The organism is Pseudidiomarina halophila (assembly GCF_003987215.1).
Classification (GTDB): domain Bacteria; phylum Pseudomonadota; class Gammaproteobacteria; order Enterobacterales; family Alteromonadaceae; genus Pseudidiomarina; species Pseudidiomarina halophila.
This window is the reverse complement of the sequence record NZ_PIPW01000002.1, coordinates 449,699-467,192: the sequence shown is the minus strand read 5'-3', so window position 1 is coordinate 467,192 and position 17,494 is coordinate 449,699. Positions and strand designations below refer to the sequence as shown.

16 protein-coding genes are annotated in these 17,494 nt (G+C 52.1%); 7 read left to right on the top strand and 9 right to left on the bottom strand.

Features of this window, described 5'->3' with window-relative positions; translation table 11 throughout:
• Positions 1-26 precede the first annotated feature (26 nt).
• The 6 genes from CWI69_RS08180 to mgtE all read left to right on the top strand — a co-directional run bounded on the left by CWI69_RS08180 (position 27) and on the right by mgtE (position 4,746).
• Entirely contained in the window at positions 27-1,415 is a 1,389-nt protein-coding gene (locus CWI69_RS08180; RefSeq protein WP_126763643.1) for an RNA polymerase factor sigma-54, read from the top strand.
• A gap of 26 nt (positions 1,416-1,441) precedes the next feature.
• Positions 1,442-1,729 (top strand): ribosome hibernation promoting factor, encoded by a 288-nt coding sequence (gene hpf, locus CWI69_RS08175; RefSeq protein ID WP_126763641.1) that lies wholly within the window; start codon positions 1,442-1,444, stop codon positions 1,727-1,729.
• Between the two features lie 3 nt (positions 1,730-1,732).
• A complete protein-coding gene (gene ptsN / locus CWI69_RS08170; protein WP_126763639.1) occupies positions 1,733-2,191 on the top strand; it encodes a PTS IIA-like nitrogen regulatory protein PtsN in 459 nt (152 codons plus the stop codon).
• Between the two features lie 3 nt (positions 2,192-2,194).
• Complete coding sequence (gene rapZ, locus CWI69_RS08165; protein ID WP_126763637.1) at positions 2,195-3,046, top strand: RNase adapter RapZ; 852 nt, start codon at positions 2,195-2,197, stop codon at positions 3,044-3,046.
• Positions 3,043-3,321 (top strand): HPr family phosphocarrier protein, encoded by a 279-nt coding sequence (locus CWI69_RS08160; RefSeq protein WP_126763636.1) that lies wholly within the window; start codon positions 3,043-3,045, stop codon positions 3,319-3,321. The genes rapZ and CWI69_RS08160 overlap by 4 nt, the downstream gene beginning before the upstream one ends.
• Positions 3,322-3,384: 63 nt before the next feature.
• Positions 3,385-4,746: a magnesium transporter gene (gene mgtE / locus CWI69_RS08155; protein ID WP_126763634.1), complete on the top strand. Its 1,362-nt coding sequence runs from the start codon at positions 3,385-3,387 to the stop codon at positions 4,744-4,746.
• A 14-nt stretch (positions 4,747-4,760) separates the two neighbouring features.
• On the opposite strand, the gene pmbA is transcribed toward mgtE, so the two are convergent.
• On the bottom strand, positions 4,761-6,107 hold the full coding sequence (gene pmbA / locus CWI69_RS08150; RefSeq protein ID WP_126763632.1) for a metalloprotease PmbA: 1,347 nt from the start codon (positions 6,105-6,107) through the stop codon (positions 4,761-4,763).
• 66 nt (positions 6,108-6,173) lie between these two features.
• On the opposite strand from pmbA, the gene yjgA reads away from it, so the two are divergent.
• A complete protein-coding gene (gene yjgA / locus CWI69_RS08145; RefSeq protein WP_198678923.1) occupies positions 6,174-6,686 on the top strand; it encodes a ribosome biogenesis factor YjgA in 513 nt (170 codons plus the stop codon).
• Here the strand turns inward: yjgA and tldD are convergent.
• From tldD to CWI69_RS08105, 8 genes are read right to left on the bottom strand one after another with little or no spacing between them, the layout of a single operon-like run.
• On the bottom strand, positions 6,683-8,143 hold the full coding sequence (gene tldD, locus CWI69_RS08140; protein WP_126763628.1) for a metalloprotease TldD: 1,461 nt from the start codon (positions 8,141-8,143) through the stop codon (positions 6,683-6,685). The two genes, yjgA and tldD, sit on opposite strands and share 4 nt — an antisense overlap.
• Positions 8,118-8,990, bottom strand: coding sequence for a carbon-nitrogen hydrolase family protein (locus CWI69_RS08135; RefSeq protein ID WP_241971067.1), 873 nt, complete (start codon positions 8,988-8,990; stop codon positions 8,118-8,120). The genes tldD and CWI69_RS08135 overlap by 26 nt, the downstream gene beginning before the upstream one ends.
• Positions 8,908-12,879 (bottom strand): YhdP family protein, encoded by a 3,972-nt coding sequence (locus CWI69_RS08130; protein ID WP_126763626.1) that lies wholly within the window; start codon positions 12,877-12,879, stop codon positions 8,908-8,910. Before CWI69_RS08130 ends, CWI69_RS08135 begins: the two co-directional genes overlap by 83 nt.
• 5 nt (positions 12,880-12,884) lie before the next feature.
• On the bottom strand, positions 12,885-14,354 hold the full coding sequence (gene rng / locus CWI69_RS08125) for a ribonuclease G (protein WP_126763624.1): 1,470 nt from the start codon (positions 14,352-14,354) through the stop codon (positions 12,885-12,887).
• A 1-nt stretch (position 14,355) separates the two neighbouring features.
• Positions 14,356-14,919, bottom strand: coding sequence for a Maf family protein (locus CWI69_RS08120; RefSeq protein WP_126763622.1), 564 nt, complete (start codon positions 14,917-14,919; stop codon positions 14,356-14,358).
• A gap of 30 nt (positions 14,920-14,949) precedes the next feature.
• Positions 14,950-15,432: a rod shape-determining protein MreD gene (gene mreD, locus CWI69_RS08115; protein WP_126763620.1), complete on the bottom strand. Its 483-nt coding sequence runs from the start codon at positions 15,430-15,432 to the stop codon at positions 14,950-14,952.
• Positions 15,422-16,288, bottom strand: a complete 867-nt coding sequence (gene mreC / locus CWI69_RS08110) for a rod shape-determining protein MreC (RefSeq protein WP_126763618.1) — start codon at positions 16,286-16,288, stop codon at positions 15,422-15,424. The genes mreD and mreC overlap by 11 nt, the downstream gene beginning before the upstream one ends.
• A 6-nt stretch (positions 16,289-16,294) precedes the next feature.
• The gene (locus tag CWI69_RS08105; RefSeq protein ID WP_126763616.1) at positions 16,295-17,338 is read right to left on the bottom strand and encodes a rod shape-determining protein; all 1,044 of its coding nucleotides are present in this window, start codon (positions 17,336-17,338) and stop codon (positions 16,295-16,297) included.
• Between the last annotated feature and the right edge of the window lie 156 nt (positions 17,339-17,494).

Genomic DNA, 17,494 nt, shown 5'->3' with positions numbered 1-17,494 from the left:
CAACCGCAACTTTCGGTGGTTACCTTATGAAGCAAGGCTTGCAACTCAAATTTAGCCAGCAGCTGTCGATGACACCGCAGTTGCAGCAAGCTATCCGTTTGCTTCAACTTTCCAGCTTCGAACTGCAACAAGAAGTCCAGCAAGCGCTCGAAGAGAACCCGTTACTCGAGCAGGAAGAAACCGAAGACCCATTGCGGGATCATGGTGACGAATCAACGACTCCCGACGCCGAAGAGTGGGATCAAAACTACACCGCTGAATTGATGGGTGCTGTTGGCCAAAACGATGCCGACTACGATGCCATGACCTTTGGCTGCGGCCACGAAACGCTGCATGACCACCTGCGGTGGCAGTTGCAGCTTTCGCACTTCTCGCCGGTAGACGAACAAATCGGACTCGCGGTTATAGATGCCATTAGCCCGACCGGCTATCTAACCACTTCGGTCAGCGAACTGACCCAGGCACTCGCAGCCCAACTCGACGAACCCATTGAGGAAGATGAAGTTGCGGTTGTATTGAAGCGCATCCAGCATTTCGACCCTGTGGGAGTTGGCGCTCGGGACGTAAGTGAATGCTTACTGCTCCAGCTCCAGCAGTTTCCGGAAGCAACACCTTTTCTAGCTGAGACAAAGAAAGCGGTCACCGAATACGTCGAACTGCTGGGTCAACGCGATTACCGGTCACTTTCCCGTCACCTGAAACTGAACGAACCGCAATTGACTGAGGTCTTAGCTATTATCCAGCAGTTGCAACCGCATCCTGGGGACAGCTTTGCGCAGAGCGATGAAGCTTATGTTATTCCTGATGTGGTGGTGCGGCAAAAAAATAGTCGCTGGATAGTTGAGCTAAATCCACAAAGTTTGCCTAGACTAAAAGTAAATAGTAGTTACGCAGCACTGATACAGGATGCCAGACCAAGCGACGATATGAGCTACATTCGCCAGCATTTACAAGAAGCAAAATGGTTCATTCGCAGTATTGAAAGCCGCAATGAAACCCTGCTGAAAGTCGCGACCTCCATCGTGCAACGTCAGCAAGCTTTTTTCGAGCTTGGCGAAGAAGCGATGAAACCTATGGTACTGGCTGATATCGCTGCAGCCATCGAGATGCACGAATCCACCGTATCTCGGGTTACTTCCCAGAAATATATGCATACGCCCCGCGGTGTTTTTGAGTTGAAATACTTTTTCTCCAGTCAGCTCAGCACCGACCGCGGTGAAGACTGTTCTTCAACTGCGATCCGGGCGTTGCTTAAAAAGCTAGTTGCCGCCGAAAACCCGAAAAAACCCTTGAGCGACAGTAAACTTACTGACCTCATGTCGGAACAGGGTATTCAGGTTGCTAGACGGACGATTGCTAAGTACCGGGAGGCGCTACAGATACCGCCTTCGAGTCAACGCAAACGTCTTATTTAAAACTTGGACAATAGAAGGAAGATGTTATGCAAATTAATCTGACTGGTCATCATATCGAGATTACTGACGCGTTGAGAGATTATGTCAACACCAAGTTTGCCAAGCTAGAGCGTCATTTTGACCACATTAGTAATGTCCATGTGATTTTAAATGTTGAAAAGTTAACCCAAAAAGCGGAAGCTACCCTGCATGTAAGTGGTGGCGAAATTTTTGCCGATTCCGAGCACGAAGATATGTACGCGGCGATTGATGGTTTAATCAATAAACTCGATCGTCAGGTGATTAAACACAAAGAAAAGATGAAACGTCACTAAATCATGGATTTATCCTCACTGTTAAGCCCAGACTGCACGCGTCGTGCAGTCTCGGGCTCAAGTAAAAAGAAGGTTCTCGAACTCATTGGTCAGCTTGCTGCGCCACGCTTATCGGGGACCACCAGTTTCGATGTGTTTGAAAGTCTGCTCAATCGCGAGCGGCTTGGCAGCACGGGCATTGGCTTAGGTGTCGCGATTCCTCATGGTCGTTTGAGTAGCGCCAATAAACCTGTGGCTATTTTAATAACCCTGGCCGAACCCATTGATTTCGATGCTATCGACAACCAACCTGTCGATATCGTGTTTGCCCTGTTAGTACCTGAAGACGAGCACGAGCAACATTTGCAGACACTTGCTGCGGTAGCGCAACGCCTTAATGATAAGAGCTGTACCCGGGCACTGCGCGAGGCTAGTGACGATCAGGAGCTGTTCGACCGCTTCACCCAGGACGAATGTGGCTAAATAATGCAACTTATCATCGTTAGTGGCCGTTCAGGATCAGGAAAAACTATAGCGCTGCGTGTGCTTGAAGATCTTGGCTACTACTGCGTCGATAACCTGCCCATTATGTTATTGCCGACATTAGTGCATGCAATTCAGGAGCAATACACCACCGTCGCCGTCAGCGTCGATGTGCGAAATCTTCCGGATTCTCACGATGACCTCAGCGATGCTCTCGACTTTCTGCCAGATAACATCAAGCCCGAAATTTTATACCTCGACTCCAACGACAAAGTGCTTCTGCAACGTTTCGGTGAGACACGGCGACTGCATCCTTTGTCACGCAATGAGATGCCTCTCAGTGAGGCATTGCAGATGGAATCAAAACTGCTGGAGCCGCTTGCAGAAAGAGCCACCTGGCGTATCGAAAGCAGTGAACTCAGTGTCCATCAGTTAAGCGAGCAGGTCAGCGAGCGCGTGCTGGGCCGTGCCGCATCGAGGTTGATCGTTGTATTCCAGTCATTTGGCTATAAATACGGCTTACCTCCAGATCTAGACTATGCTTTCGATGCCAGGATTCTGCCGAACCCACACTGGGAACCAGAATTAAAACCACTGACCGGCTCTGACAGTGCAGTACAACATTTTTTTGCACAGCAGCCTTTGGTCACCAAGTTTATTCATCAGGTAGAAACTTTTCTGGATACCTGGCTCCCCTACTTCCAACGCAGTAACCGTAGTTATCTTACTATCGGAATTGGTTGCACCGGCGGTCAGCATCGCTCGGTTTACATTGCTGAACAATTGGCGGAGCGCTTTAAAGATTATGAATTTAAAGTTCAGGTTCGCCACCGTGAAGGATTTCGCCGCAAATGACCCAGGAAGCCCGCAAGTCCGTCATCATTACCAACAAACTTGGTTTGCACGCCCGCGCGGCAACCAAGCTGGTAAAGCTTACCCAACAGTTCGACGCTAAAGTGGCCATTGTGCAGGACGGTAAAGAAGTCGATGCCTCCAGTGTTATGTGTTTACTCTTACTCGCCAGTGGGCAAGGCAAAGAAATTGAAGTGGTTGCGCGCGGCAGTGAAGCGCAATCCGCAGTTGATGCCATCGCCACCCTTATCGAATCCCGGTTTGACGAAGACGCCTAGCAAAGACGCATGACGAAATGCGTTTAATACGATAAACTCCTCATATCCATAGGAGTTTTCATTATGCTTCCAGAAGTCGCCGAAAAAGAATTTGCCGAACAACGGCTCCAGGACGTGACCGAAGCACTTGCGCGTGGCATGTACGTGCAGGCTCGTCGGCAGTTGCATAATCTGCCGGCCTGGGATGTTGCACTCCTACTCGAATCCTCACCACCTAAAGCACGTGCCATTATCTGGCAGCTTGTCGATGCTGACGAGCATGGTGACATCCTCGAAGAACTTTCTGAAGAAGTTCAGAAGTCGGTTATCCGTCAAATGGCGCCTGAGAAGCTCGCGGCAGCCACCGAGGGCATGGATACCGATGACCTTGCTTACGTTCTTCGTGGCCTTCCTGAGCAGGTCTATCAGGAAGTTCTGAAGTCCATGGACGAACAGGATCGGCACCGGGCGGAAAAAGCCCTCTCCTACGAGGATGAGACCGCCGGTTCGATCATGAACACCGATACCATCACCTTGCGCCCCGACGTAACCATTGACGTGGTTTTGCGTTACCTGCGTTTAAAAGGTGAGCTACCCGAAGCAACGGACAAACTTTACGTTGTCAGTCGTGAAGATCAGTTTATTGGTGAGATCTCAATCTCCCGCTTAGTCACCGTTGATCCGTCCAAGCTTGTTATCGACGTCATGGAGTCCGACGTACAAAGTATTCCGGTCGACATGGACGAAACTGAAGTGGCCAAGCTGTTCGAACGCCAGGACTGGATTTCCGCCCCTGTTGTTGATACTGAAAATCACCTGGTCGGTCGTATCACCATCGATGACGTTGTCGATATCATCCGTGAAGATGCGCAACACTCAATGCTCAGCATGGCCGGTCTTGACGACGACGAAGATACCTTCGCTCCGGTCCTGAAAAGTACCCGCCGTCGTTCCGTCTGGCTCGCGGTAAACCTCGCAACCGCACTACTCGCTGCTGCGGTCAGTTCATTATTCGAAGATATTCTGGCGCAGATGGCCATCCTGGCCATCCTCAATACCATCGTACCGAGTATGGGTGGTATCGCCGGCTCACAAACGCTAACTCTGGTGATTCGCGGCATGGCATTAGGCCATATTGGCGCGAGCAACCAACGCTGGCTCATCGGGAAAGAGCTCGCCATTGGCGCCTTAAACGGGGTTATCTGGGCATTACTGATTGCGGCGGTGGTGGCCGTCTGGAAGCAGGACCTGTTAATTGGCGGAATTATCGCCTTTGCCATGATGGCCAACTTACTCGCAGCCGGCCTGGCTGGGGTGACGGTGCCGCTGATTCTGAAAAAATACAATATAGATCCAGCATTAGCAGGCGGTGTTATCCTGACCACCGTCACCGATGTCGTCGGTATTTTTGCCTTCCTTGGCACTGCGACTTTGTTGCTAAGTTAAGCAGCCAGAGCGGCTTAGTTTCCGGCAACCCGCATGCTTTCCAGCAGTACCGAACCGGTCCGTACCCCGTGGCGCATATCGGTATCGTTGCCAATGGCAACAATATTGCGCAACATATCGCGTAAATTCCCGGCGATAGTAATTTCTTCGACGGGATACTGGATCTCGCCATTTTCTACCCAAAAGCCGGCGGCACCACGTGAGTAATCGCCATTGACCAGATTCACGCCCTGCCCCATAAGTTCAGTGACCAGCAGACCAGTACCCATAGTCTTACAGAGATCTGCAAGACTTTGCTGCTGTTGGCTGACTTGCCAGGTATGAATACCACCGGCATGTCCGGTCGGTGTCATTTGCATTTTCCGCGCCGCATAACTTGTTAACAAGTAGCTTTGCAGTACCCCGTTATCGACGATAACGCGATCCTCAGTGGCGACGCCTTCATGGTCAAACGGTGAGCTCGCCAATGCTCCGCGCAGATGTGGAGTTTCTTTGATAGTTAGCCAATCCGGCAGCACTGATTTGCCTAACTGGTCAAGCAGGAAACTCGACTTACGATAGAGATTGCCACCACTGATAGCGCCAACAAAGTGGCCGAACAGACTGTTCGCTACATCAGCACGAAAGATAACAGGTACCTTGGCAGTATCAATCTTCCGCCCGTCCAGTCGCGCCAGGGTTTCATGAGCCGCCTGTTCAGCGACGTACTCCGGGCTGTCCAGGTCAGCAGTAGCACGCGCAACGGTATAGGCATAATCGCGCTGCATGGCATCACCATGTTTTGCAATCAACGAACAACTGATTGCATGTCGCGACTGCAGGTAGCCGTCCAGAAAGCCATGACTATTGCCGTACACCCGATAGCCCACATGGCTGCTGTAACTGGCACCATCTGAGTTCACAATGCGTTTATCCAATGCTAACGCGTGCCGCTCACACTGCAATGCCTGTTCGAGTGCATAATCAGCCGACTGATCACCCGGATGACAGAGGTCAAGATCCGGATTGTCATAGGCCATCAACTCTTCCGGCGCTAATCCGGCGTAGGGGTCTGGTGAGGTAAAACGCGCGATATCAAAGGCTTTCTCCACGCTGGCACGAATCGCCTGCGGCGATAAATCGGTGGTAGAGGCTGAGCCTTTTCGCTGGCCCTGATAAAGGGTAATACCTAAGGCGCCGTCCTGGTTGAACTCGACAGTTTCCACTTCACCTAAACGCGTTTCAACGCTAATCCCACGACTGCGCGACAAATCGCACTCCATCGCAGTAGAACCCAGAGATTTTCCGTACTCCAGGGCTTCCGCAACGACCTGCTTTACGTCAACAAGCTCGGCCTGTAATTCATTTAAATCTGGTTTCAAAGTAAACTCCATTGGTTGCTTGGTCACTAGCCTGTTAAAATGTCGCTATTGCACAGAGGAAAAAACATGCACGATAGCCAAGACCACGACCAGGACGAAGATCTCGTCAGTAAATCACAACTCAAACGTGATGCAGAAGCGCAGCAAGAACTCGGCCGACAACTTGTCGATCTTTCTGTCGGTAAACTCGACAAAATGCCGCTCGATGAAGAGCTGCTCGAGGCTATTTTGTTAGCGCAGCGCATTCGCAATAAACGCGAAGGCTTTCGTCGCCAACTGCAACACATTGGTAAAATGATGCGCCATCGGGATACTGCGCCGATTGAGCAAGCGCTACACGAACTCGAGCATGCGCATCATGAACAAAACGCGTTGTTCCATCAGCTCGAAAAATACCGCGATGCAATCCTTGCTGACGGCGATAGCGCCATTCAGGATTTTCTGGCGGATTATCCCCTTGCTGATCGGCAGAAACTGCGACAGCTTTACCGCCAGGCGCAAAAACAACAACAGCAAGGCAAGCCGCCAGCAGCGGCGCGTGAGCTGTTCAAATATTTACGTGAGGTGGCTACCGTTTAATCGGTACCACCTACGGTAAGGGCATCCAGTTTTAAGGTTGGCTGCCCGACGCCGACCGGCACACTTTGCCCGTCTTTGCCGCAAACCCCTACACCCGTGTCCAGAGCCAGGTCGTTACCGACCATGGAGACCTGGCGCATCGCGTCCGGGCCATTGCCGATCAGGGTGGCTCCCTTCAACGGCGCGGTAATTTTGCCATCTTCAATCAAATAAGCTTCCGAAGCTGAGAAGACAAACTTGCCTGAGGTGATATCCACCTGGCCGCCGGCGAATTGCGGTGCATAAATGCCGCGCTTAACGCTGGCAATGATTTCTTCCGGTGCCGAGTCACCACCAAGCATGTAGGTGTTCGTCATACGCGGCATTGGTAAGTGCGCGTAAGACTCACGCCGGCCGTTACCGGTTGGCGCCACTCCCATCAGCCGGGCATTCATTTTATCCTGCATGTAACCGACCAGCCGACCTTTCTCGATCAGTACGTTATTACCCGCTGGCGTACCTTCATCGTCGACACTCAGTGAGCCACGGCGGTCTGCCAGGGTGCCGTCATCAACGATCGTGCACAGCTCTGAGGCTACCAGCTCACCCATTTTTCCGGAGTAAGCCGAGGCGCCTTTACGATTAAAATCGCCTTCCAGACCATGGCCTACCGCCTCATGCAACAGCACGCCGGGCCAACCTGCGCCCAGCACTACCGGCATAGTGCCCGCTGGAGCAGGTCGTGCATCGAGATTCACCAACGCCTGACGTACCGCTTCTTTGGCATAGGTCTGCCAGCGTGGAAACTGATCCTGATCCTGAGCTTCTGCAGCGAAAAAGTACTGATAATCGACCCGGGCACCGCCGCCAGCACTACCGCGTTCGCGGCGACCGTTTTGTTCGGCGAGTACGGTGCAGTTTACCCGCACCAGAGGGCGTATATCTGTCGCCAGAGTACCATCGGTCGCAATCACCAGAATTTCATCGTAGCTACCGCTGACACTGGCAATTACCTCAACAATACGGGAATCCAGAGAACGCGCGTAGGCATCTATTTCACGCAGCAATTCGATCTTTGCCGCTTCATCCAAGCTCGCTAACGGATTGCCCGGCTGATATCGCGCAGTGCTGTGAACTTCACTAGGCACCTGCACTTGTTTTGCCTGCCCCGCGCCAGCAATACCTCGCGCAGCATTCGCAGCATTTTGCAACGCCGTTGCAGTTATTTCATCGGCATAAGCGAAACCGGTTTTTTCTTCATGCAACGCGCGCACACCCAGCCCGCTTTCAATATGAAAGCTGCCAGATTTTACGATGCCATCCTCTAACACCCAGGATTCATTGGTGCTGTGTTGCAGATAGATGTCGACATAATCGATAGCACCGCTGTAAACATTCGCTAAGCGCTTTTGTAGTGCATCGACGTCGAGATTATTGGCGGTCAGTAGATGTTCAATGACCTGATTGTGATGACTCATGAATGACCTTCTTACTACTGGCAAAATGCTTTGCCACAGGGATATTTTTTCGAATGTCGCCGAGCTTATTTAAATCGACGCTGGCAGTACTTAAACAAGGGCTCTGTTGTCCGTCACAGGCGCTTAGCACTTTGCCCCAGCCATCAATAACCAGGGCGTGTCCGTAGGTTTCCCGGCCGTTTGCGTGGGTGCCGACCTGAGCGCCTGCAACCAATGCGCATTGTTGCTCGATTGCCCGTGCACGGGTTAAAACTTCCCAATGCGCAGCGCCGGTAACCTTAGTGAAGGCGGACGGTAGGGCAATAACTTCAGCCCCTGCTGAACGCAATGCACGAAACAGTTCTGGAAAGCGCACATCATAACATACTGCCAGACCCAACACGCCAAATTCGGTCGCCACAGTCACCACCTCACGACCCGCTTCGGTCCACTTCGATTCACGGTATTGTTTGGTGTTATCGGCAACATCCACATCAAATAGGTGAATTTTATTGTACCGCGCCAGACAGTCGCCGTTGGGACCATAGACCAGCGAAGCGGCAGAAAATTTTGCGTCGTCCTGACTATCGATAACAGGTACGGTGCCGGCAACTAAATAGATGTTATGTTGTTTGGCAAGTTCACTTAGGCGCTGCTGCAACTCGCCTTCGGCGAAAATCTCTGCCACCTCACGTTGCTGCTTGTCACCTGCGCCAAAGCAAAGACAGGCCTCCGGCAAAACCACCAGTTGCGGGCGCGCGGGCGGCAGCTGACCGAGCAGTTGCTCAATTATCTTCAGGTTGTCCCTGGGGGTTGGCAGGCTGGTCATCTGTACCGCTGTCAGTTGCACTGTCTTGGTTGCTGTCATTGCCTTCCTCCTGGGGTGGTTCGTCAACCGGAATAGTAACTTCGCGACTGTCGCGTGACACTTCCTCAACTACCGGTTCATCAATGGTGCCAGAAATTTTATATTCAAGCCGGCTGATCACTTCCGCATCCTGTAGCATCCGGTCGATCAGCAGTGCAGCTAAGCCCGATGGTGGATTCACCATCCACGCCAGAATAACCGGCAGACTCGACGTGACTTTCGGCACATAGAACAATTGGTAATCGATTTCGTCCGTCACCAGATTACTGGTGCCGCTGATCTCCATGTTACCTGCCGAGCCATCCATCTTAGCATTGCGCGTAGTCACCACGCCATTTTCTATGTCGAAACGCCCGTTAAACTCTGTGAAAAACAGACCATTGGCGAACACATCGCGGAAGTCGAACCGCAATTTCCGTAAGATCCCTTCCAGGCTTAATAACGAGAACAAGCGCGCACCACGATCACTGACATCGTTGAGGTAACCCTGCCCCAGTTGCCAATCCATCTCACCATCCAGATTTGCGACATCAAATGCTTCCGGACTGCCCTGCCAGGACAGCTGGAAATCGAACTCTGCCGGACTATCCCGAATAATGGAGGTTATTTCATATTCGCTCAGAAAAGCGCCGAGATCACCGCTGCTAAAGCTACCCTCAAACCGCGTCTCTGCATCAGTGTTCGCAGTTGCAACCTGCCAGTCCAGTGTTGCATCCAGTTGATGTTCCCCCCTAGAGATCGCGAGGGTTTCAAAACGCAATAGTTCGCTACTGGGTTGCAAACGGAAAGCGACTTCTCCCAAAGGATAGCTCCCGTACTGACAACGCTTACAATTGAATTCGACTGTCGGCCACAAACTGTAATCCTGAGCTTGTTCAACCTCTGCAACGATCTGTTCCTCTGGCTCTGGCGGAATGGCTAATTCCAGATAATCCGCGTCGATTTCCAACCGCGCTCGCTGTTCCCCGTCTTCTGGCCAGTAGACGCCGGCAAGCGCTGCTTGTTCCGCGCGCCAGCGATAGCGCCAGGTGGTAACACTACCTTCGTTGGTGGGCTCCTCCTGACGCCAGGCAACGACCGCGTTATCAGTCAGCTCATGGCCGCCGAGAATCAACCGGTCGGCCCGTAGCTCAAGCAAGTCAGGCACCGGAGCAGCAAAGTTCAGTTCTGCACCACGCCCTGTATCAGCGCTGCTACTGACATCTTCAATCCACTGCGCTGCAGCGGCCAGTTGTCGCAGCCAGACACCGGCATCAACTTCACTAAGCCCGACTTCTAATGGAAAGCCTGGATTCAATCCCAGCAAATCAGGGTTCGGCGTTTGCCCAACTCTGTCGCCCACGCGTGCGTAGCCCTGCTGCAATTCGCTGGCATCGCCGTTATATTGCAGCTCAATCAGGCTGTCATCGCCCAGACTGCTGTTGATAAGCAAGCTCTCCGGACCGCCTGACACCTGCAGTTGCCAGGGTAAGGTCTGACCCATTGCCGATTCAAGGGGCGCTGGAAAGTGCAGCGCAAATTCTTCCAGATCCGATTGCTGCTGCCAATGGAAAGAGTAACCGCCGTTGTCGGGTAGCGACAATGCAAGCCGTCCCTGCCAGACAAACTCACCACTGGCGAGTTGCGCTGTCAATGGCACCCGCTCGGTTAGTTCTTGCATAGACCACTGGCCACGCGTAATGAGCTGCACGTGATAATCATCCTCTCTGGCTTCAGCATTTAACTCTGCAACGACCGGAAGTTGTTGCCAGGTAAAGTTAAGCTCATCACTTTGAATCACATCATTACGGAAACGTATCTGGCCCCGGACATTGTTAAACTCTTGCTGCAGATTGTTCACGTAGAGCTGGTTGCCGATAAGTTCAGCCACGCCTTCCGCCACCACCGACTGCGAGTTATCCAGTGGAATGGTTAACTCCAGAGTACCCTCAACAGGACCACTTAATTGCAGCTGTGTGAAGGTCTCGCCAAGGCTCGAGGCCATTGGGCTGGCGGTAAAAATGGGCTGTAAACCAGTCGCGTCACCGCTAATTACACTGGTAACCCGTAAGGTCGGTGGCGCTGCCAGAAGATTAGGGATAACCGTATCAACCCGCGTCAACCCAATATCGCCGAGTTTGCCGGCAGTAGTGACGATGTGCATACGTTCGTTGGTGAAATTCAACTGCGCTGTGGCATCCGTTACTGAGGGCCATTCGGGTTGGAAACGATAAACCAAATCGCGCAGATTTGCCTGCGCCTGAAAAACGCCCGTCGCATCCGGGTATGGGAAATTTGCCAGCGGCCCGCGCCAGACCATGGCCAGATCATCAGCGGCGCCTTCAATCAGCGAGGTTTGCAGATAGTCATTTAAATTGCCGCCCATGACGCTCGGCAAGTAGCGTCGCAATACCTCGGCAGGAATAGGCTCCGCACTCGCGTCGTTGACTCGCACAGCAAGCTCAAGTTGATCACGCTGGCGAATACGCCCACGCAGCGCTAACGGTAACCCTTCAAGATCTGCGCGGCTGTCACCATCGACCCAGAGTTCCCATAACCCTTCCTGCCAGGCGAAGTCGCCGGCCAAGTTTAGTTCCTGCAAACGCCAGGGTGCCGAGTCGCTCAAAGCCGAGCTACTGATGGCGACCTGACTGCCCTGTAACGACCAGCGCGCGGCTGTGCCTTTGCCAATAGCATTCAGCTCAACCTGATCAAGTCCGGGTACGCCATTAGTCTGCTGCCAGACCACATTATTTGCGCTAATTTGCCATTGCGGCGACTGTTCAATCTGGTGCTGTAAGCTAAAGTCCACGGTGCCTGCCAGAGCGCTTTGCTGTACTGCATCCGCGAACCTCTGACCTTTCCCGCCCGTCAGGCTGGCCAGCCTGAAAAATGGCGCCATAGGCACATCTTCAACGCTAAACGCAAGCAGTTCCGGGGTTTGCAGCCAGCTCGCTGTCGGCAATGTCCAGGTAGTGCTATCCTGGATAAACGTAATTGGATTGTTATTGACCAGCCAGCCATTTCCCTGTGGTCGTAAACGCAACAGACCTTTCGGGATAACCAGTTGATGCTGACGTTCCCCAACCTGCCAGTGCAGTTCGTTACGTGCCAGCTGCAAGGTACCGTTACGAAAATCACTACCGGCAAAATTGAGCCACATGGTGAAATTGAATTCTGCCTGAAGAACTTTTGAATCCACCACCTTTTGTTGTAACCAGGCGGCGATATCCAGATTCGATGCCTGCACGTAAATCTGCCCCGCTAAATCAGCCGGGTCGTTGCCTTCGACCTCAATCATAACGTCCAGCGCATTGCTGGCCAGGCCGTCGATGCGAAAGCTGCCGATGCCCTGATGCGAGCGCCCCTGGTTGCTCCAGCTCAGGCGGTCAATGACGATGGCACGCCTGACACCCACTAAATTCACTAACTCCAGGGTGCTGTTCTCAATGGCCACATGATCAAGTTGATTAAGGAAAAAGCGCGGTAACTGGTCCCCCACCCCGGTATTGCTGGTAAGCGACGAGTCACGTAAATCATAGGTAACGTGCAGATCCGCCAGGGTCACCTGCTCAAACTGCACTGACCAGGAACGCAGACTGCGCCAGAAGTTGAAAACCACACGCGCCTCATTCAGCTGCAGACTGGTCTCCTCAGTACCGATTTTACTTACCTCAATATCCCTTAAAATAAGCTGTGGTCCGGCGGTATTCCAGTCCGCTCCAAGTTTGTCTATGGTGACTTCGACCGCGTAGTTCTGGCTAAGAAATTGTTCCACATTGGCGGTGACATCTGGCAACTGCGGTAACAGGTAGCGCAGCACACTTAAGAGCACCGCAAACAGCACTAACGCTGTCGCTATAGTGTAGAGAAGGGTCCGGTAGGCTACTTTAGCTGAAACTCGCCACATAGTGGTTACATCATGACTACGTCGAACTGCTCTTGGTGATAGAGCGTCTCAACGGAAATTTTAACTTGCTTGCCGATAAAAACTTCCAGTTCAGCAAGGGCGTGGGATTCTTCATTGAGTAGCGCTTCGGTAACGGCCGCGGAAGCGTAAACCACAAAATGATCGGCCGCATATGCGCGATTCACCCGCACAATTTCGCGCATGATTTCATAACATACGGTTTCGACGGTCTTCATACTGCCGCGCCCACCACATACCGGACATTCTGAGCACAATACGTGTTCGAGGCTCTCGCGGGTGCGCTTGCGTGTCATTTCGACTAAACCCAGAGAAGTGAAACCATTGATTGAGGTTTTTGCCCGATCCTTCGCCAGAGCTTGTTCCAGACTATGGAGCACACGCCGGCGATGATCACTGTTTTGCATGTCGATAAAATCAATAATGATAATGCCGCCAAGATTGCGTAAACGAAGTTGTCTGGCGATTGCCTGAGTCGCTTCAATATTGGTGTTAAATATAGTTTCTTCCAGGTTGCGATGACCGACAAAACCACCGGTATTGATGTCAATAGTGGTCATGGCTTCCGTTTGATCAATAATAATCGAGCCACCTGACTTCAACTCGACCTTGCGATCGAGTGCCCGTTGAACCTCGTTTTCAACATCGAACATGTCAAAAATAGGCCGCTCACCGGCATAGTACTCAAGTGCATCGGTTAGCTCCGGAATAAACTGGGTAACAAACTCATGCAACAACTCGTAAGTCACTTTCGAGTCTACCCGAATACGCTCGATCTCATCACCGACGAAGTCTCGCAAGATGCGGCAGGAAAGATTCAAATCTTCGTAAACCACACCGATTTTACGCATGCCCTTGCGACGTTTTTGCAGGGTATCCCAGAGCCGACGCAAAAAGGCTGCATCGCGCTTCAGTTCCTCGTCACTGGCCCCCTCAGCGGCGGTGCGGACGATAAATCCACTTTCTTCGTCACAATAGGGTTGTGCTGCTTTTTTCAATCGTTCACGTTCACTATCATCTTCGATACGCTGAGAAATGCCAACATGCGGCGATTGCGGCATCAGCACCATGTAGCGTGATGGAATAGTGATGTCAGTGGTCAAACGTGCGCCTTTGGTACCCAGCGGATCTTTCACCACCTGCACCAGTATTTGCTGGCCAGGGCGAACCAGGGTGGCGATATCTGGCGCCAAATCAGGCCGCGGCGTAACGCCTTCGGCTGCGGAAAGCGGCGAAACAATATCCGAGGCATGTAAGAAAGCCGCTTTGTCCAAACCTATATCGACAAACGCCGCTTGCATTCCGGGTAGCACACGAGCCACTTTACCAACATAAATATTGCCCACCAGACCACGTTTGGCCTGACGTTCAATATGAATCTCCTGCAAGATACCATTTTCAATTAACGCCACCCGGGTTTCCGTCGGAGTTACGTTCATCAGGATTTCAGCGCTCATATTAGCTACGCTCCGCTGTTTGTATCAGTTGCTCGGTTTCATATAACGGTAGACCGACCACAGCCAGATAGCTACCTTCAATATGGGTGACGAACTTCGCTGCGCGCCCTTGAATGCCATAGCCACCGGCTTTATCTGCCGGCTCGCCCGTTTGCCAGTAGGCACCGATTTCCGCTTCCGTAAGGGGCTTGAAATGCACCACTGTGGACACCACTTTGACGTTTGTTGCACCGTTATAGTGCAATGCGACAGCAGTCATCGCCTGATGGGCGCGCCCCGAAAGCTTCGTCATCATCGCGCGAAAGTCGTTTTCATCGACCGGCTTTTCGAGCACCTCACCATCGCATACTACCACTGTGTCAGAGCCGATGACGGCAGCATCTGCGGCACTTAGCTTTGCCCCTGCCAATGCCTTATCTATTGCTAAGCGGGCGACATAGCGTTCAGCTGCTTCGCCGTCCTGTTGTTGCTCCATCACCTCAGGTTTAACCACGCTGAATGGGCGATCCAATAATTGTAAAAGCTCTTGGCGGCGCGGTGAACTTGAAGCAAGAACGAGCTGCATAACGAATTCCTTGTAATTACCCTGACTAAATTAGCGGATCAAATAGCGCCGCCGGTACCTGCGCATGACTAAAAATACCCACGGCCAGATGATCGCTGAGGACAGTACCGGATAAAAGTAAGGCCAGTTAAATACCGCATCGTTCAATACATGTTCCAATTCGTAGACCAGTGCACGTTTTATCAGGATGAGCACCCCAACAATGAGTAATTGCTGGGTCAACGAGTAATTGCGGATGCGTTGGAAATGACGCAATGCAGGGTACGCCATCACCACCAGTGCGGTGGCATAAATACCAAAGGTGGTGCCCATCAGAATATCAGTGAGCAGGCCCAAAATCAGTACTGTGCCAAACCCCACCCGGTGTGGAATGGCAATCAGCCAGTAAATCAGTACTAAGCTGATCCAATCGGGCCGCCAGGGCTCAAACATCGCAGGGATCGGCATTACGGTCAGCACTAAAGCGACAACGTAACTTAACAATAAGGGGAGTAAACCCGACTTAATCCACATCGCTCACCTCATCATCAAAAACCGGTGTTTCTGTTGCGTTAGCGGGCCATAACAGCAGCAAGGTCCGGATGCGATCGAGCTGGGCGAACGGAGTGACCTCGACCTTGGCGTATTGTAAGCGCTCATCGCGGTCAATCGCGGTGATTTGCGCCACCGGATACCCTTCGGGATACACGCCCCCAAGACCGGACGACATCAGCACATCACCTTCCTGCAGCTCGGTACTGTGGGGAATAAAACTTAACTCAAGCCGGTTAAGGTCACCGACACCTTTGGCAATAACACGAATATCATTACGTTCTGCGCGCAGTGAAAGCGCATGACTCTGATCGGAAATTAACAATACCCTGGCGGTGGTGCGGCCAACACTGGCAACTTGTCCGACGATGCCACGGTTATCGAGCACTGGCTGCCCTTCGTAAACCCCGTTGGCATAACCTTTGTTGATCACCACCTGATGGGAGAATGGATCCGTTGCCACAGCAACCACTTCAGCCACCATCCGGCGACTGGCAGCGCGCACATCTGAACCCAATAACTGTCGCAAACGGGCGTTTTCATTTTCGAGGAAATTAAGCCGTTGCACCGCCATTTGCAACTCAAGCAGCTCATCTCTTAAGCGTTGATTATCTTCCCGCAATGCTGAACGTGTGGTGGCCAGATACACCAGCCGATCTAACACCTCTTCGGGAAGAACTGCCAGGTATTGCACCGGCGCTGTTGCGGTACTCAAAAATGAACGCACCGGTTGCATGGTCTGCAACCGGTGGTCGAGGAACATCAGGCTGCCAGCAACAACTAACGCCAGCAGCAGTCGTGTTCGTAATGAAGGGCCGTGTTCGAACAGCGACTTCATGCGGTGTTACTCATAACTAAACAGATCACCACCATGGATATCAATCATTTCAAGAGCTTTACCACCACCGCGTGCAACGCAGGTCAGCGGGTCATCAGCAATAATCACAGGGATTCCGGTTTCTTCCATCAATAACCGGTCGAGATCGCGTAACAAGGCGCCACCGCCGGTCAGAACCATGCCACGTTCAGAGATGTCTGAGGCAAGCTCAGGAGGTGATTGCTCCAGCGCGACCATGACCGCACTGACGATACCCATCAGCGGCTCCTGCAAAGCTTCGAGTATTTCGTTACTGTTGAGGGTAAATGAACGCGGAACACCTTCGGCAAGATTGCGGCCGCGAACTTCGATTTCACGGACTTCGTCACCCGGGAATGCTGAGCCAATTTCGTGTTTGATCCGCTCTGCTGTTGCTTCACCAATCAATGAGCCAAAGTTACGGCGGATGTAATTAACGATGGCTTCATCGAATTTGTCACCACCGATACGAACTGACGATGAATACACCACGCCGTTTAACGAGATGATGGCGACTTCAGTAGTACCGCCACCAATATCAACCACCATTGAGCCGGTCGCTTCTGATACCGGCAGGCCGGCACCGATTGCTGCTGCCATAGGCTCGTCAATCAAATACACCTCGCGCGCACCTGCACCCAGTGCCGACTCGCGAATCGCTCGTCGCTCAACCTGCGTTGAACCGCAGGGAACGCAAACTAAAACGCGCGGGCTTGGGCGAAAATAGTGGCTGTCGTGGACTTTCTTGATGAAATGTTGAAGCATTTTTTCGGTGACGTAAAAGTCAGCGATAACGCCGTCTTTCATGGGCCGGATAGCTTTGATATTGCCAGGTGTACGACCCAGCATTTGTTTGGCCGCCTGACCTACTGCAGCAACACTTTTCGGACCGCCCGAGCGTTCTTGACGAATCGCGACCACGGAAGGTTCATTCAAGACGATACCTTCGTCTTTTACATAAATAAGTGTGTTTGCTGTTCCCAAATCGATGGACAAATCGTTGGAAAAGATTCCGCGCAATTTCTTAAACATCAGGGGTATTCCCTTTACTGGTCTTTAATTTCGTCTGGTTGGTGGGAGAGTCGCGCTAACTTTAGCAACTGAAGATATTTCGAGCAAGCGAACTCCCCTTAGTTTGTACGTATTATTGCATATTTTTTGCATGGATTTACTAGAGATTTAGCCTCA

What these genes read in the sequence shown, in the direction of transcription:
- CWI69_RS08180 (WP_126763643.1), top strand. Translation starts at nt 27, where the DNA reads ATGAAGCAAGGCTTGCAACTCAAATTTAGCCAGCAGCTGTCGATGACA.
- hpf (WP_126763641.1), top strand. Translation starts at nt 1,442, where the DNA reads ATGCAAATTAATCTGACTGGTCATCATATCGAGATTACTGACGCGTTG.
- ptsN (WP_126763639.1), top strand. Translation starts at nt 1,733, where the DNA reads ATGGATTTATCCTCACTGTTAAGCCCAGACTGCACGCGTCGTGCAGTC.
- rapZ (WP_126763637.1), top strand. Translation starts at nt 2,195, where the DNA reads ATGCAACTTATCATCGTTAGTGGCCGTTCAGGATCAGGAAAAACTATA.
- CWI69_RS08160 (WP_126763636.1), top strand. Translation starts at nt 3,043, where the DNA reads ATGACCCAGGAAGCCCGCAAGTCCGTCATCATTACCAACAAACTTGGT.
- mgtE (WP_126763634.1), top strand. Translation starts at nt 3,385, where the DNA reads ATGCTTCCAGAAGTCGCCGAAAAAGAATTTGCCGAACAACGGCTCCAG.
- yjgA (WP_198678923.1), top strand. Translation starts at nt 6,174, where the DNA reads ATGCACGATAGCCAAGACCACGACCAGGACGAAGATCTCGTCAGTAAA.
- tldD (WP_126763628.1), bottom strand. Translation starts at nt 8,143, where the DNA reads ATGAGTCATCACAATCAGGTCATTGAACATCTACTGACCGCCAATAAT.
- CWI69_RS08135 (WP_241971067.1), bottom strand. Translation starts at nt 8,990, where the DNA reads ATGACAGCAACCAAGACAGTGCAACTGACAGCGGTACAGATGACCAGC.
- CWI69_RS08130 (WP_126763626.1), bottom strand. Translation starts at nt 12,879, where the DNA reads ATGTGGCGAGTTTCAGCTAAAGTAGCCTACCGGACCCTTCTCTACACT.
- rng (WP_126763624.1), bottom strand. Translation starts at nt 14,354, where the DNA reads ATGAGCGCTGAAATCCTGATGAACGTAACTCCGACGGAAACCCGGGTG.
- CWI69_RS08120 (WP_126763622.1), bottom strand. Translation starts at nt 14,919, where the DNA reads ATGCAGCTCGTTCTTGCTTCAAGTTCACCGCGCCGCCAAGAGCTTTTA.
- mreD (WP_126763620.1), bottom strand. Translation starts at nt 15,432, where the DNA reads ATGTGGATTAAGTCGGGTTTACTCCCCTTATTGTTAAGTTACGTTGTC.
- mreC (WP_126763618.1), bottom strand. Translation starts at nt 16,288, where the DNA reads ATGAAGTCGCTGTTCGAACACGGCCCTTCATTACGAACACGACTGCTG.
- CWI69_RS08105 (WP_126763616.1), bottom strand. Translation starts at nt 17,338, where the DNA reads ATGTTTAAGAAATTGCGCGGAATCTTTTCCAACGATTTGTCCATCGAT.